At 69.1% G+C, this 14,943-nt stretch carries 16 protein-coding genes; 12 read left to right on the forward strand and 4 right to left on the reverse strand.

Annotated elements, in window-relative coordinates:
* Positions 1–76: 76 nt before the first annotated feature.
* From FHU39_RS01330 to FHU39_RS01345, 4 genes are read left to right on the forward strand one after another with little or no spacing between them, the layout of a single operon-like run.
* On the forward strand, positions 77–1,783 hold the full coding sequence (locus tag FHU39_RS01330) for an FAD-dependent oxidoreductase (protein WP_183318265.1): 1,707 nt from the start codon (positions 77–79) through the stop codon (positions 1,781–1,783).
* A gap of 26 nt (positions 1,784–1,809) precedes the next feature.
* Complete coding sequence (locus FHU39_RS01335; RefSeq protein ID WP_183318267.1) at positions 1,810–2,118, forward strand: MTH1187 family thiamine-binding protein; 309 nt, start codon at positions 1,810–1,812, stop codon at positions 2,116–2,118.
* Positions 2,115–2,663 (forward strand): GNAT family N-acetyltransferase, encoded by a 549-nt coding sequence (locus tag FHU39_RS01340; RefSeq protein WP_183318269.1) that lies wholly within the window; start codon positions 2,115–2,117, stop codon positions 2,661–2,663. Before FHU39_RS01335 ends, FHU39_RS01340 begins: the two co-directional genes overlap by 4 nt.
* 10 nt (positions 2,664–2,673) lie before the next feature.
* Positions 2,674–3,606: a tetratricopeptide repeat protein gene (locus tag FHU39_RS01345; RefSeq protein ID WP_183318271.1), complete on the forward strand. Its 933-nt coding sequence runs from the start codon at positions 2,674–2,676 to the stop codon at positions 3,604–3,606.
* 166 nt (positions 3,607–3,772) lie between these two features.
* On the opposite strand, the gene FHU39_RS01350 is transcribed toward FHU39_RS01345, so the two are convergent.
* Positions 3,773–4,714, reverse strand: a complete 942-nt coding sequence (locus FHU39_RS01350) for an aldo/keto reductase (protein WP_183320815.1) — start codon at positions 4,712–4,714, stop codon at positions 3,773–3,775.
* A gap of 132 nt (positions 4,715–4,846) precedes the next feature.
* Here FHU39_RS01350 and FHU39_RS01355 point away from each other — a divergent pair, with 132 nt between their 5' ends.
* From FHU39_RS01355 to FHU39_RS01385, 7 genes are all read left to right on the forward strand, one after another.
* Positions 4,847–5,134 carry a hypothetical protein gene (locus FHU39_RS01355; RefSeq protein ID WP_183318274.1) on the forward strand — a complete coding sequence of 96 codons (288 nt, stop codon included), beginning with the start codon at positions 4,847–4,849 and terminating at the stop codon, positions 5,132–5,134.
* Entirely contained in the window at positions 5,131–6,048 is a 918-nt protein-coding gene (locus tag FHU39_RS01360; protein ID WP_221185092.1) for an FAD:protein FMN transferase, read from the forward strand. The genes FHU39_RS01355 and FHU39_RS01360 overlap by 4 nt, the downstream gene beginning before the upstream one ends.
* Positions 6,048–6,605 (forward strand): ferric reductase-like transmembrane domain-containing protein, encoded by a 558-nt coding sequence (locus FHU39_RS01365; RefSeq protein ID WP_183318276.1) that lies wholly within the window; start codon positions 6,048–6,050, stop codon positions 6,603–6,605. Before FHU39_RS01360 ends, FHU39_RS01365 begins: the two co-directional genes overlap by 1 nt.
* On the forward strand, positions 6,602–7,687 hold the full coding sequence (locus FHU39_RS01370; RefSeq protein WP_183318278.1) for an NADH-ubiquinone oxidoreductase-F iron-sulfur binding region domain-containing protein: 1,086 nt from the start codon (positions 6,602–6,604) through the stop codon (positions 7,685–7,687). Before FHU39_RS01365 ends, FHU39_RS01370 begins: the two co-directional genes overlap by 4 nt.
* Positions 7,677–7,889 (forward strand): ferredoxin, encoded by a 213-nt coding sequence (locus FHU39_RS01375; protein WP_183318280.1) that lies wholly within the window; start codon positions 7,677–7,679, stop codon positions 7,887–7,889. Before FHU39_RS01370 ends, FHU39_RS01375 begins: the two co-directional genes overlap by 11 nt.
* Positions 7,890–7,962: 73 nt before the next feature.
* Positions 7,963–8,706 (forward strand): alpha/beta hydrolase-fold protein, encoded by a 744-nt coding sequence (locus tag FHU39_RS01380; RefSeq protein ID WP_183318282.1) that lies wholly within the window; start codon positions 7,963–7,965, stop codon positions 8,704–8,706.
* A 3-nt stretch (positions 8,707–8,709) separates the two neighbouring features.
* Positions 8,710–9,981, forward strand: a complete 1,272-nt coding sequence (locus tag FHU39_RS01385; RefSeq protein ID WP_183318284.1) for an ATP-grasp domain-containing protein — start codon at positions 8,710–8,712, stop codon at positions 9,979–9,981.
* 3 nt (positions 9,982–9,984) lie between these two features.
* Here the strand turns inward: FHU39_RS01385 and FHU39_RS01390 are convergent, their stop codons facing one another.
* From FHU39_RS01390 to pgm, 3 genes are read right to left on the reverse strand one after another with little or no spacing between them, the layout of a single operon-like run.
* Positions 9,985–10,497: a P-loop NTPase family protein gene (locus tag FHU39_RS01390; RefSeq protein WP_183318286.1), complete on the reverse strand. Its 513-nt coding sequence runs from the start codon at positions 10,495–10,497 to the stop codon at positions 9,985–9,987.
* Positions 10,494–11,108 carry a nucleoside/nucleotide kinase family protein gene (locus FHU39_RS01395; protein WP_183318288.1) on the reverse strand — a complete coding sequence of 205 codons (615 nt, stop codon included), beginning with the start codon at positions 11,106–11,108 and terminating at the stop codon, positions 10,494–10,496. Before FHU39_RS01395 ends, FHU39_RS01390 begins: the two co-directional genes overlap by 4 nt.
* Positions 11,109–11,126: 18 nt before the next feature.
* A complete protein-coding gene (pgm, locus tag FHU39_RS01400; RefSeq protein ID WP_183318290.1) occupies positions 11,127–12,776 on the reverse strand; it encodes a phosphoglucomutase (alpha-D-glucose-1,6-bisphosphate-dependent) in 1,650 nt (549 codons plus the stop codon).
* A gap of 189 nt (positions 12,777–12,965) precedes the next feature.
* Here pgm and FHU39_RS01405 point away from each other — a divergent pair, with 189 nt between their 5' ends.
* Positions 12,966–14,927, forward strand: coding sequence for a S53 family peptidase (locus tag FHU39_RS01405; RefSeq protein ID WP_183318292.1), 1,962 nt, complete (start codon positions 12,966–12,968; stop codon positions 14,925–14,927).
* Positions 14,928–14,943: the final 16 nt, after the last annotated feature.

The raw sequence follows: 14,943 nt of genomic DNA on the forward strand, positions 1-14,943 counted from the left end.
TTCGACCCGGTATGTGTGAGCCTCTCGGTGTTTAGTGGGCCTGTCGGTGAGTGGGTGCAGGCATAGACTCGGCCGGGTGAAACCTCTCCAGCCCGCGATCGTCCTGGTCGGTGACTGCCACGCCGAGCAACTGCAGCGCGAGTTCACCCGCTACGCAAGCGACTACCGGGTGGAGTTCGCCCGCGGGCTCGGTCCGGCGATGGCGCTGGTGCAGTCGCTCATCGCCCAGCACGTCGAGATCGCCCTGTTCGTCGTCGAGTTCACCCAGCCGGACGCGCCCGGACTGGTCACCATGGACTGCCTGCACGCGGTCAGCTCCGTCAGCAAGCGGGCGCTGGTCTACGGCACGACCGAGTTCCGCGTCAACCGCGAGACGTTGCGTGAGGCGCAGGTCGACGGCCGGATCGAGGCCGGACTCGCCATACCCCGTGGTGAGCGGGACGAGGAGTTCCACACCGCGATCACCGAGCTGCTGTCCGACTGGGGCTGGAGCGCCAGCAAACCGGTCTTCGAGGCGGTGCAAATCATCGCACCGCCCGGCAACTCGCAGGCCGGGCGGCTGCGGGACTTCCTGGACCGGCTGGGCATCCCGACGCGCAACTACGCACCCGAGACACCCGTCGCGCAGGAGATCCTCGAGCAGATCGACTGGCCGAACGGCGAGCCGGCCTATCCGGTGCTCGCGTCGCCACTGACCGACACGCTGGTGCAACCCACGATCGCCGAGATCGGGCGCCGCTTCTACGCGTTCGAGGATTTCGAGGAGGACGAGACCTTCGACCTGGCGATCATCGGCGCCGGTCCGGCCGGTCTCGCCGCGGCCGTGTATGGCGCCTCCGAAGGCCTGTCGACGGTCGTTTTCGACTCCGAGGCGATCGGCGGACAGGCCGGCACGAGTTCGATGATCCGCAACTACCTCGGCTTCCCGCGCGGCATCTCCGGGATGCGGTTGGCGCAACGCGCTCGCGCGCAGGCGTCCCGCTTCGGCGCCAAGCTCTACTCCGCCCGACCGGTCGTGGGCATGGACCTGGCGAGCGAGCCCCGCGGCATACACACCCTGCGGCTGGAGGACCGGCTGGTGCGGGCGCGCACGCTGATCATCTCGGCGGGTGTGGCCTACCGGCGGATCGGCGTGGAGCAGATCGAGAAGTTCGTCGGTCTGGGCGTCCACTACGGCGCCGCGACGAGCTCCGCTCGTGAATGCGTCGGCAAGGACGTCGTGGTCGTCGGAGGCGGCAACTCGGCCGGCCAGGCGGCGGTGCACCTGTCCCGCTTCGCACGATCGGTGAAGATCGTGATCCGGCGGCCGGACCTGTCCGAGACGATGTCGGACTACCTGATCCGGGAGATCGAGCTCAACCCGCGGATCGGCGTCAAGCCGTGCTGCGAGGTCGTCGACGCCGGCGGCGCGACCCGGCTGGAGTGGGTCACGCTGCGCGACAACCGCACCGGCGCGGAGCTGCAGAAACCGTGCGGCGGGCTCTTCCTCCTGCTCGGAGCCGACCCGTGCTGTGACTGGTTGCCCAGCGAGATCGCGCAGGATTCCAAGGGATTCGTGCTCACCGGACGTGATGTGCCGAAGTCGGCCTGGGTCGACGACTGTCCGCCGGAGCCGCTCGAGACGACCGTGCCGGGCGTCTTCGCCGCGGGCGACATACGGTCCGGGTCGATGAAGCGCGTCGCCTCGGCGAGCGGGGAGGGCGCGGCCGCCATACCCTCGGTCCACGGTTACCTCGCGTCGCTGACCCCGCAGCTCGAGGCGGTCGATCCGGCGACGGCGTGATTGCCGCAGTGGCCTAGCCTGGCTGCATGCTCTTCGCCTTCTCCATCGCCCCCGGCACCACCGACGATCCCGACGGCTCGGTCAGCGAGGCCGTCGCCGAAGCGATCCGCGTGGTCCGCGACTCTGGCCTGCCCAACGAGACCACCTCGATGTTCACCACGATCGAGGGGGAGTGGGACGAGTGCCTGGCGGTCGTGAAGGCCGCCTGCGAGGCGGTCGCGGCCAAGAGCCCACGGGTGAGTCTGGTGCTCAAGGCCGACATGCGCGCCGGCTTCACCGGGCAGCTCACCGAGAAGGTGCAGCGTGTCGAGGAGCGACTCAGCGCGCAGCAATGACAGGCGAATTCGCCGTCGAGGAGTTCGCGCTGGCCGATGCGGCCGAGCTGGCTGCGTTGCACATGCAGGTATGGCGTGAGGCGTATGCCGGAATGATCTCCCAGGAGTACCTGGACGGCATGCAGCTGGAGCCACGCATCGAGCGCTGGCGTCAGCGCATCGTGTTCGCCGCAGACACCGAAGCGCGGGGCGAGGCGGACGGTGTCCGGCGGCGGTCCCGGCTGGCGCGGCACCGCCCGACCGGCCGGATCGCCGGCTTCTGCTCGGTCGGCGCCGCCCGCGACGACGATGCTCCGGTGCCCCAGGAGCTCAGCTCGCTCAACGTGCTCGCGCAGTTCCACGGCAGCGGGGTCGCGCGGCAGCTGGTCGATGCGACGCTGGGCGAGCGGGCGGCATACCTCTGGGTCGTGCGGCAGAACGCCCGGGCGATCGCGTTCTACGACAAGCTCGGCTTCGTCGCCGACGGCGGCACCAAACACGACGACGACCTGGGGTGCGACGAGATCCGGATGGTCCGCCAGAACGGGCGAACCGCCGACGCGTAAGAATGGGCACATGACTGACCAGCCCATCACCCCGGCCTCGCTGCGCGGTGCCGTCGACCTGTCAGCTCTCGCCCGGCCCGCAACGCCGCCGGCCGGCGGCGGACCCAGCGGCGGCGCCGCCGACAACCTGGTGATCGCCGTCGACGACGCGACCTTCGGCGACGCCATGCAGACCTCGGCCCGCGTGCCGGTGATCGTTGCGCTCTGGTCGGGCAGCCGACCGGCGAGCAACGACCACATCGACGTGCTCGCACAGGTGGTGCGTTCGTATGACGGGCGCCTGCAGTTGGCCACCGTCGACATCGACCGCGCGTTGCAGATCCGCCAGGCGCTGCAGGTGCAGCAGGTGCCGATGGTGCTCGCCATCCTCGCCGGGCAGCCGGCCCCCCTGTATGTCGGGGACCAGCCCGCGGACGCGATCCGCCAGGTGCTGGACAAGGTGCTGGAGGCAGCCGCCGCGAACGGCGTCACCGGCCGGCTGGAAGGCACCGGGGGCGGCGACGCCGTGGAGCAGGAGGACGAGCCGGAGCTGCCGGAGACGCACCAGCGCGCGTTCGACGCGATCGAGTCCGGGGACTACGACGCGGCCGCCACGGCATACGAGCAGGCATTGAAGGAGAACCCGGCCGACGACGAGGCCCGCCTCGGCCTCGGCCAGGTCAAGCTGCTGAAGCGAACCGCAGGTGTCGACCTCAACACGGCCCGTGCCGCGGCGGCAGACGCACCGACCGACATCGAGAAGCAGACCCTGGTCGCCGACCTGGACGTGCTCGGTGGGCACGTCGAGGACGCGTTCGCCCGGTTGATCGACCTGGTCAAGGCGACCACCGGCGACGAGCGCAACGCCGCCCGCGAGCACCTGGTGCAGCTGTTCGACGTCGTCGGCCCGACCGACGACCGCGTCAAGAAGGCCCGCACCGCCCTGATGTCCGCGCTGTACTGACTTCTTTCGCGCGGCTCCTCGCACGCTCCTCGCGCTCGGAACCCTCACCCTGACGGTCGGAATCACGGTTGACGGCCGAATTCGGCCGTCAATGGCGAAACGGACCGTCAGAGTCGGGGCAGCGCGGCGTACCAGCGGCCGCGTCCGCGGCCGCGTCCGCGCCCCGTCAGCCGGCGTCGGTGATCTTGTTCAGTTCGACCAACTCGTTGGGCGTCGGGTCCCAGCGCAGCGCGGCGGCGTTGGCGCGGACCTGCTCCGCAGACGTGGCGCCGGAGATGACCGAGGCGACGGTGGGCTGCGCCGCCAGCCCGGCGATGGCGACGTCGAGGACGCTCAGGTCGCGCGCGACGGCATACGCCTCGAGGGCCTCGATCCGGTCCCAGTCGGCCGTCTCCAGCCACGGCGACGGTGTGCTCGTGGCGCGCGAGCCCGCGGGCGGCTGCTCGCCGCGCCGGTACTTGCCGGTGAGCAGGCCGCGCTCGAGGGGATAGAACGGCAGCACGCCGAGCCCGAACGCCTCCGCGGCGGGCACGACCTCGTCCTCCAACCCGCGCTCCAGCAGCGAGTAGTGGTTCTGCACGGACGCGAAGCGCTCCAGCCCCGCGGTGCGCGCCGTCCAGTCGGCGTTCGCGAGCTGCCAGCCGGCGAAGTTCGAACAGCCGAGATAGCCGACCTTGCCCTCACGGACCAGGTCGGTCAGCGCCGACAGCGTCTCCTCGATCGGCGTCACCGGGTCCGGCCGGTGCAGCTGGTAGAGGTCGATGTGGTCGGTCTGCAGCCGCCGCAGCGAGGCCTCGACCGCGCGGCGGACGTAGCGCCGTGACCCGCGCACGTCGTGGTCGGCGCCGTTCGCGCCGCCCATGTCCATGCCGAACTTCGTGGCGAGCACGAACTCGTCGCGCCGGCCCTTGAGCGCCGCCCCAAGCAGCTCCTCGCTGGCACCACGCCCGTAGATGTCGGCCGTGTCCAGCAGCGTCACCCCGACGTCCTGTGCCGCATCGAGTACGGCGCTCACGCCCGCTTGGTCCACGCGCTGCCCGAACGCGTTGCAGCCGATCCCGACCGCGCTCACCATCAGTCCCGAGTCGCCCAGCGGGCGGTATGTCATCGTCACGGGTCCGACGATACGACCGTCGGCCGGGTTCGCAACGGCCCGTCCTGGGGTAATCCACAGCCGGCTCAAATCGCGTCCCGAAGTGCGGCGCTCACGCTGGGTGGTGACACGGCGGAAGGAGCCCCGATGATCCCGATCGTGCGCAGAACGCGCCATCTCACGGTGGCCGGTATGGCGGTCGGCGCGCTCGTCACCGGCGGCCTCGTCGGGCAGCTGGCCCTGCACCAGCAGAACTCGGCCGGCACGACGGTCCCGTCGCAGCAGCCGAGCACCAGCACGTCGTCACCCAGCAGCTCGCAGTCCCAGTCGGATTCGCAGTCGAGCTCCGGGAACGACAACTCCTACGCCCAGGTGCCGCAGGTGCAGTCCGGCGACAACGGCGGTGGCGTCGACGGCACCACCCGCGGATCGTGAGAAGCACAGCCGCGATCGCGGCAGAGTTCTCCGCGATCGGCACGACCTGCCGGGTGCTGGTGACCGAACGATCCGCCGCCGCGCGGGCTGCCGAGCTCGCTGCGCAGCAGCTGGCTGATCTGGATCGCGCCGCGTCTCGCTTCCGCAGCGACTCGGAGTTGATGCGACTGCGCAACGACGGTATGCCGCAACGGGTTTCACCCCTTCTCGGTAACGTCGTCGCAGCCGGGATACGTGCCGCGCGACTGACCGACGGGCTCGTCGACCCGACCGTCGGTGGGGCACTGATCGGCCGGGGTTACGACCGTGATCTCGATGCCGTGCGTGCCCTCGGCGACCGGACCTCGACCGGTTCACGGCCCGCGCCCGGGTGGCGCTCGGTGCGGTATGACGACAGGCTGCACCTGCTCGCGATCCCGCCGGACTGCACGCTCGACTTCGGTGCGTCCGCGAAAGCGTTCTGCGCCGACCGGCTCGCAGCCCGGATCCACGACACGACCGGCGCCGGCACGCTCGTCGACCTGGGTGGCGACATCGCAACGGCAGGGCCGACGCCCGTGGGCGGGTGGCGGATCGGCGTCGAGACGGCGACGGGGGACGTGCTGCAGACCGTGCTGGCGAGGGGACAGGCGTTCGCGACGTCCTCGACCCAGCTGCGCACCTGGAGATGCGACGGAGTGCGACAGCACCACATCATCGATCCACGCACCGGCGCACCCGCCGAAGTCGTCTGGCGGCAGGTCACGGTGGCGGGAGGCACTGCGCTGGAGGCGAATTCGGCCTCCACCGCTGCGATCCTGCTCGGCCACGACGCACCCGCGTGGTTGGGTGCCCGCCGCCTCCCGGCCCTGCTCCTCGGCGTCGACGGCGCGTGGCGTCATACACCCGGGTGGCCGGAACGGGAGGCCGCCTGATGTTCCTCTGGTACCTCTCGCGCGCGACCGGGGTCGCAGCGCTCGTGTTGTTCACCGCAGTGCTCGTGCTCGGCGTGCTGCTGTCGGGGCAACGCCGACTGACGCCCTCCGGCCAGGCGGTCGCGATGGGCGTGCACCGCAGCCTGTCGCTCGGTTCGATGATCTTCCTGGTCGTGCACATCGTGAGCGCGATGCTCGACAGCTATGTGCACATCGGCTGGTTCGCGACCGTGCTGCCCTTCACCTCCGGCTACGAGACGACCTGGATGACGCTGGGCACCCTGTCGTTCGACGTGCTGATCGCAGTGGTCGCAACGTCGTTGCTGCGCCATCGGATCGGTCGCAGGACGTGGCGCTGGGTCCACCTCGCGGCATACCTGTCCTGGCCGGTGGCTGTCATCCACAGTTACGCACTGGGCACGGCGGATGAGCCCATCCTGCGCGGCTGCACGCTCGGGTGCGCCGTGATCGGTGTCGTGGCCGTCGGATGGCGAATGTTCGCAACGCATCCGGATGCCGACCGGCGACGGTTCGCCCGGACCAAGGAGCTGGTATGACGGAGCTGGAGCAGCTGCTCGCCGAGGCGGGGCTGACCGGTCGTGGTGGAGCCGCGTACCCCGCGGCGCACAAGATCGCGGCGGCGCGTGCGAACGGTGCAGGCCTGATCGTGAACGCCTGCGACGGCGAGATGGACGCGGCCAAGGACTGGTTCGTGGTGTCGCGACATCTCGAGGAGTTGGTGCACGGCGCCGGCATGATCGCGCGGGAGACCCGGTATGCCGCCCGGACGGGCAGTGAGACGCTGAATCTGCTTGTCGGCGCCGGACTCCCGGTGCTGGAGGTGCCGGACCGGTATGTCGCCTCCGAGGAGTCGGCGCTCATCGCGCTGGCACACGGCGGCGCGGCCCGACCCGTGAGCCGCGAGCGATCGCTGATCTTCGGCGGGCGCGACACCAACCGCAAGAAGCTACGACCGACCCTGGTGATGAATGCCGAAACCGTATGGAGCACAAGTCAGATCGTCCACAACGGTCCGCGGTGGTTCCGCTCGTTCGGCACATTCTCCGAGCCGGGGCCACGACTGGTCACCACGGCCGGCGCGGTCCGGCGGCACGGCGTGCTCGAGACCGCGGCCGGCGTCCCGATCACCGAGCTGTTGCAGCGCGCCGACGCGGACCCGGCGTTCCGGGCGCTCAGCGTGGGCGGGCTGAGCGGCGGCTTCCTCACCCGGGACGAGGCGTCCGGACTGCGCTGGGACGGGACGCAACTGGCCGACTTCGGCTGCAGCCTGGGCAGCGGCGTGATCCGGGTGATCGGTGGTGCCGAGTGCCCCGTCGCCCACGTCGCCCGGACCTTGGACTTCGCCGGCGGGCAGAGCGCGGGCCAGTGCGGGCCGTGCATGTTCGGCGTACCTGCGGTGGCAGCAGACTTCGCCGCTCTCGCCACGGGGGACCGAGGCAGGTTGACCGGCCTGCAGCGACGCCTGGGTCTGTTGCCGGGTCGAGGTGCCTGTCACTTCCCCGACGGGGTCGCCCGCTACCTCGCGGGCGCGCTGCGTGTCTTCGGCGCCGACCTCGACGCGCACCGGGCCGGCACCTGCGTGGTCACCGAAGAGGCCAGGTACGCCGATGCGAGCTGAGCGGGAGCACCCGGCAGTGGTGCGCGTCGACCGGATCGCCTGCAGCGCGCACGGGGCGTGTCGTGCGATCGCTCCGGAGCACCTTGCCCTGGACGAATGGGGCTACCCGATCCCGTCCGTCGTCGTCACGGACGGTGAGACCGCTGCCGCGCTGGTCAGATTCTGCCCCGCCGCGGCGCTCCGACGGACAACACCCGACTGAGCGGCGTGGCGGCTCAGAACTCGATTTGCGCCAAACCTCGTGCACACGGGTGGGTCTGCGTCAGGATGATCGGGTGAGCGAACGCGTCGAGTTCAACGTGCCAGGGACGGACCTCTCGCTGGGTGTGATCCGACATGGTCACTGGGGCAGGCCGGTCCTGGTCTTCCCCAGTGAGGCCGGCCGGGCCGAGGACTTCGCGAGCAACGGCATGGTCGAAGCGGTCCAGGACCTGGTGGACGCGGGTCGCGTGTCGTTCTTCTGCGTCGACTCCGCGGACCGGTGGACCTGGTCCGACAACGCCGCCACGACGGAGGAGCGCGCGATCCGGCAGCGCGACTACACCTCGTGGCTGGAGCACGCCGTCCTGCCCTGGATCGCCGACCAGCTCGGTGGTGAGCGTTCGCTGGCCACCCTCGGCGTCTCCATGGGCGCCTATCACGCGGTGCACTTCACGCTCACCCACGCGCATCAGGCACCGCTGGCCATCGGTATGTCGGGCAGTTACGACGTGCGGTCGTGGCACGGCCACGGCGACCACGGGGACGCTACCTACTTCGCCAACCCGGTGAGCTATGTCGCGGGGATGCACGGCGAGCACCTGGACTGGCTGCGCAGCGTCGCGAGCGTGCTGCTCGTCGTCGGCCAGGGGCCGTTCGAGGTGCAACCCACCCAAGCCCTCCCGTCAACCCTCGCCTTCGCGGAATTGTTGTCCGAGAAGGGGATTCCCCACCAGCTGGATGTGTGGGGCCACGACAGTGCACACGACTGGCCGTGGTGGCGGAAGCAATTGGCACACCACCTGCCGAGGTTCTGCTGATGTATGGCGAGCCGCGGCCCACGAAGGGAGCGCACAGTGACTGAACACCTGATCGGCCTGCTGCTGGGAGCCGAGGAGGACTGGCCGCGTGCGTTCGAGGAACTCGCCCGCCGCGTCGGACCGATCACCGCGCCGGACGGGTCGCGGCACGACATACGCACCGAGCGGATGACCATCGAGCCGTTCAACCTGCGCGACCGGCCGCGTACCGATCTGGTCATCGACCGGCTCGCGCACTGGTACTACCACCCGCGCGAGTGGTTGAAGAAGGCCGCGCTGATGGACGACGTCTACCTGCTCAACAGCCCGTTCACGTTCCAGTCCATGGAGAAGCACTCGGCATACTGTGCGCTGATGCGGATGGGCATGAACGTCCCCGAGACGGTGCTGGTGCCCTACAAGAACCCGGTCGACAACGTGCGCTGGGCCTACACGTCGGCGAAGTACAACCGGTCGTTCGACCTGCCGTCGGTCGCGGCGGAGCTCGGCTACCCGATGTTCGTGAAGCCGTTCGACGGCGGCGCCTGGCGTGGTGTGTCGATGATCCGGGGCGAGGAGGACCTGCGCCGCAGCTACGACCAGTCCGGCGAGATGCTGATGCACCTGCAACGCGCGGTGGACGGCTACGAGGTGTTCGCCCGCGCGCTGACCATCGGCCCCGAGACGATGGTGATGAAGTTCCGCCCCGACGAGCCGATGCACGACCGCTACGAGGTGGCCTACGACTTCCTCACTCCGGAGATCGGCGCGGAGACCCGCACCATCGCGCAGACCGTCAATGCGTTCTTCCGGTGGGAGTTCAACAGCTGCGAGATGCTCGTCAAGGACGGTGTCGTCTACCCGATCGACTACGCCAACGCCTGCCCGGACGTCGCGGTGACCTCGCTGCACTACTACTTCCCGTGGGCGATCAAGTCGCTGCTGAAGTGGTCCATCTACTGTGTAGTGACCGATCGCAGGTGCCGCACCCAGGTCGACACCGACCCCTGGTTCGAGATCGCCGACAGGGACGACGACTATCAGGCGAAACTCGATGCGTACCAGCGGCTCTCGGATCAGCACTTCGAGGTCGACCGCTACCGGGAGTTCGTCGAGACGTCGCTGCCGGACCTCGACGAGATGGTGCTCGACTGGGTGCTGTCCGACGACTTCGACAGGTTGCTCGTCGAGACCGTGAAGTCCACCTACCCGGAGCACGAGCACGAACGCTTCCTGGGGCACTTCCGCGGCCTCACCGGCCTGTGGGCCAAGGACGAGGAGAAGGTCCTCGGCTGACGGCTAACCGTCCAGGTCGCGCCCGATCCGCGAAAGCAGCTCGTCGTGGGGCGCTTTCGCGTCGAGCACGGTCTCCTCGGGTATGCCGAGCCGGTCGTCCCCGAGCCACCAGTCGCGCATGTCGTCGGGCGTCCACTCGGCGGCGTCCGGGCTGGCGGTGTGCCGCGCGACGGTCTCGGCGAAATCGACGTCCAGGTAGTAGACGAGGTTGTGCCCGCGGTGGTCCGCGAGCAGCCGGCGGATCATCGCGCCGTACTTCTGCGACCACAGGATGCCTTCCAGGACAACGTCTTTGCCGTGGTCGAGGCAGAAGCGCACGTTGAGGTCGATCAGCTCGACGGCGGCGACGAGCTCGAGCTTGTCACGTTCCTTCAGGATGATGCGGCGCACGTGGTCCTGGCCGACGACGGACATCGGCCGCTGACGCAGCGCCATCGACAGGCTCGACTTGCCGGCCCGGGACGGGCCGCGCAGCACGACCAGCCGGGTGGTGGCGGCTCCGACCGGTGCGGTCACGGCGCGGGCGCCTCGTCCTGCTGCTCGAACTCGCGTGTGTCGATCAACGCCTCCTCGGTGCGTCGCAGGATGCGGGTCACCGTCTGGCCGGGGGAGAGGGACGTGTTGTCGATCCACAACCCGACGCGGAAGGTGTCGTGTTCGATCGTGTCCACCAGACCCTCGACGGTGAAGCCGTGCCGGTAGGCGTTCTTCCCACGCGAGATCTCCCGGGCACGGATCACGTCCACCGACGGGGTGAGCATCACGAAGTGGACCGGCTCCGGTGCGGCGATCATCAGGAAATCGTCGAGGTAGCTGCCGAAGATGTTGTCGGCGATCACCGCGTCGAAACCGGCCGAGCGATAGACGTCGGCCACGGTCAGCGCGCCCGCGTACCGCAGGAAGAGCTGCTCGATCGCCTCGATCCGCGGGGGCTGCGTCATCAGCGCCTTGCCGGACACGACGACGTTGCCGATCGTGTCGCCGTCGATGAACACCGACCGCGGCAGCGCATCGGCGAGCGCCTGACCCACGGTCGTCTTGCCCGCGGCCTGGGCCCCGGAGATCACGAAGAGTCGACCCGTCCCCGTCCCCGACGCGGTCGCGGGCTTCACCGTGTGTCCGGTCACCGGGTCAGTGTAGGCGGCTCATCCGCCGAGCGCCGCCGCGACGATCTCCTTGGCCTCGGTCTGCACCTGCGCGAGATGATCGGTGCCCCGGAAGGATTCGGCGTAGATCTTGTAGACGTCCTCGGTGCCCGACGGTCGCGCAGCGAACCAGGCGTCCTGCGTCACGACCTTGAGCCCGCCGATCGGCGCGTCGTTGCCCGGGGCCCGGGTGAGTTTCGCGGAGATCTGCTGGCCCGCGAGGGACGTGGAGGTGACGTCGTCGGGGGACAGCGCTGCCAGCTTGGCCTTCTGCTCACGGTTCGCGGGTGCGTCGATGCGTGCGTATGCCGGATCGCCGTGCTCAGCAACGAGTTTCGCGTAGTGCTGGCTCGGTGTCTCACCGGTGCGGGCGAGGATCTCCGAGGCCAGCAGGGCGAGCGCGATGCCGTCCTTATCCGTGGTCCAGACGCTCCCGTCGGTCCGCAGGAACGACGCGCCGGCAGACTCCTCCCCGCCGAAACCGACACTGCCGTCGAGCAGCCCGGGCACGAACCACTTGAAGCCGACCGGCACCTCCCACAGGTCGGCACCGATCGAGGCGACCACCCGGTCGATCATGGACGACGACACGAGGGTCTTGCCCACCCGGCGCGACGACCAGCCCGGCCGTGCCCCGCCGTAGAGATACTGGATGGCCACCGCCAGATAGTGATTGGGGTTCATCAGACCGGCATCGGGTGTGACGATGCCGTGCCGGTCGGAGTCGGCGTCGTTGCCGGTCGCCAGGTCGTAGACGTCCCGCTTGTCGATCAGCGAGGCCATGGCGTACGGCGACGAGCAGTCCATCCGGATCTTCTCGTCCCAGTCCAGCGTCATGAAGCGCCAGGTGGGATCGACGAGCGGGTTGACGACCGTGAGGTCGAGCCCGAAGTGGTCCGCGATCGCGCCCCAGTAGGCGACCGAGGCACCGCCGAGCGGGTCCGCACCGATACGGACGCCGGCAGACTTGATCGCCGCGACGTCGACCAGGTTGACCAGGTCCTCGACGTAGTTGCTCTGGAAGTCATAGGAACCCGCCGCAGCCCGGGCCCGGGCGAACGGGACCCGCTGGACGCCTTGCAGAGCGCCGCGCAGGTAGTCGTTCGCCGTCTGCGCGATCACCTTGGTCGCGTCGCTGTCGGCCGGCCCGCCGTGCGGTGGGTTGTACTTGAAACCGCCGTCGGTGGGCGGGTTGTGCGACGGCGTCACGACGATTCCGTCGGCAAGGCCGGAACCGGTTGTGCGTCCCTTGTTGGCGCGCAGGATCGCGTGCGACACCGCCGGTGTCGGTGTGTAACCGTCGGCACTGTCGACCAGGACCTGCACATCGTTCGCCGCCAGGACCTCCAGGGCCGAGCACCACGCCGGCTCGGACAGCCCGTGGGTGTCGCGACCGATGAACAGCGGCCCGTCATACCCCTGCGAGCGCCGGTAGTCGACGATGGCCTGCGTGGTCGCCAGGATGTGTGCCTGATTGAACGCGGCCTTCAGCGACGAACCCCGATGTCCCGATGTGCCGAAAACAACCTGTTGGTCGATGTTTTCGGGATCCGGCTCGATCTCGTAGTAGCTCGCGACCAGATGGGGCACGTCGACCAGGTCGCTGGCAGCTGCAGGTTGTCCGGCTCGGCTCGCGTTCTGGGGAGTCATGGAAACAGCCTGCCACGGGATCGGGTCGTGCGGTGCCGGGATCGCGATGACGAAACGTCGCTCCTGGGAGCGCGGTGACGAGTTCCTGACAATCGATCGGCTCGCTAACCCCATAGGGCAACGCCGCGTCACTAGCTTGTGGCCAGGCGGCTCACCACCGTGACCGCCGGTCCCCAGGAAGGAAATTCGATGCGCACACAGATCGCCCTGCTCGGCGCCGTCACCCTCGCCGCAGGTGCAATCGGCAGTCCGGCGCTCGCTGCCGCAAGCCACTCCGATTCGGGTCGCAAGGTCGTCGCGCACGCCGTGCAGGATCCCGGGCGTTCGCTCGGCGCCGCCGCGGCCCGGCAGACGACCAGTTTCATCGTCACGTTCAAACTGCGCGACGAGGCGGGCGCGGCCGGGTTCGTCAGGGCCGTGTCCGACCCGCACAGCGCGCTGCACGGCCACTATCTGTCCGCCGCGCAGTTCACCCGCAGGTATGCCGCGAGCACGACCGACGTGGCGAAAGCGTTGCAATGGTTGCGCAGCCAGGGTCTGAAGCCCGGCGCCGTGTCCTCGAGCCGCAGCTACGTCGAGGTGACCGGGACGGTCGCCGCAGTCAACAAGGCGTTCGGCACCACGATGCGGTCCTACACCGCCGGCGGGCGCACCTTCACCGCTCCCGCGAAGGCCGTCACGGTCCCGAGCAGTGTCGGGGTGATCTCGGGCGTCATCGGGTTGGACCACTCACGCCAGTTGCACACCACGAACGTGCGAACCAACGAGACCACCGCGAGCCGGAAGAACGTTCGCAGCCTCGCCGCGCTCGGCGCCAAACCGAACGCGAAATCCGGTGCGAGCGATGCGTGCTCGTCGTACTACGGGCAGTACCACCTGCCCTCCATCCCGAAGGCGAAGACGCCGCTGAAGGGGGTGCAGGCGGGCAGCCTGTGCGGATACACCCCGCAGCAGATGCAGGCCGCGCGCGGGATCACCAAGGTGCAGAACACCGGGAAGGGGATGAAGGTCGGCATCACCCTCTGGTGCAACGACCCCCGCATCAAGGACGACACCAACACGTGGGCCAAGGATCTCGGCTATCAGCAGTTGCGGAAGAACCAGCTGCAGGTGCTGCTCCCCGCCGGTGGATTCGACTCCACTTACTGCGACGACCTGGCATCGGGCGGTGTCAACGAGGAGCAGGCCCTGGACGTGCAGTCGATCCATGGTGCGGCACCGGACGCCAAGATCGTCTATTCGGCGGCTTCCCGGCCGTTCGACGATGCGCTCCTGGTCTCACTGCACGCGCTCGTCGACGGCAACAAGGTCGACGTGATCACCAACTCGTGGGGCGGCGGCGAGGTCGACGATCCGGCGAGCAACGACGCCTACAGCGCGGTCTTCATGCAGGCGGCAGCGCAGGGCATCTCGGTGCTGTTCTCCTCGGGGGACTACGGCGACAACACCCTGGGCAACCAGCAGGAAAACCCGCCGTCCGCGGACTACCCGGCCGCCAACCCCTGGATCACCGCCGTGGGCGGCACCTCCCTCGCGACCGGCAACGCCAAGGGCTCGAAGGTCCTGTGGGAGCAGGCGTGGAACACCTCGCGCAGCATCCAGGCGAACGATGCCTGGGGTGCATGGACCTACCGGTACGGCGGAGGCGGCGGCGTCAGCCAGGTGCACGAGGAGCCGTACTACCAGCAGGGTGTCGTCCCGACGCGGTTCACCGGCGTGGACCCGCACCGTGCCTATCCGGATCTGGCGGGAGCCGGTGATCCCTACACCGGTTACCTGATCGGCTACCACGACCCGGACACCGGCAACTTCACGCTCGGCAAGATCGGCGGCACGAGCTGGTCGTCGCCGTGGACCGCCGGGACGGTCGCGTTGACCGGCAAGCGCGTCGGTTTCCTCAACCCGATCATCTACAGCAAAGGGCATGCCGGCCTGACCGACGTGAAGGGCAACCAGTTCAAGCACGGATTCGAGGTGAAGGCCACCATGCTGACCAGCAGCGGCTCGCTGGTCAGCGTGCTCACCACGGTGGGTGTCAACTCCCAGCAGGTCCAGGACCAGACCCTCACGTCCGAGAAGGGCTACGACAACCTGACCGGCTTGGGGGTGCCGACCTCGACGAAGGCGTTCGTGAAGGCCCTGCGCAAGTAGCTTCCTGCACCGCCCA

The organism is Flexivirga oryzae (assembly GCF_014190805.1).
Classification (GTDB): Bacteria; Actinomycetota; Actinomycetes; order Actinomycetales; family Dermatophilaceae; genus Flexivirga; species Flexivirga oryzae.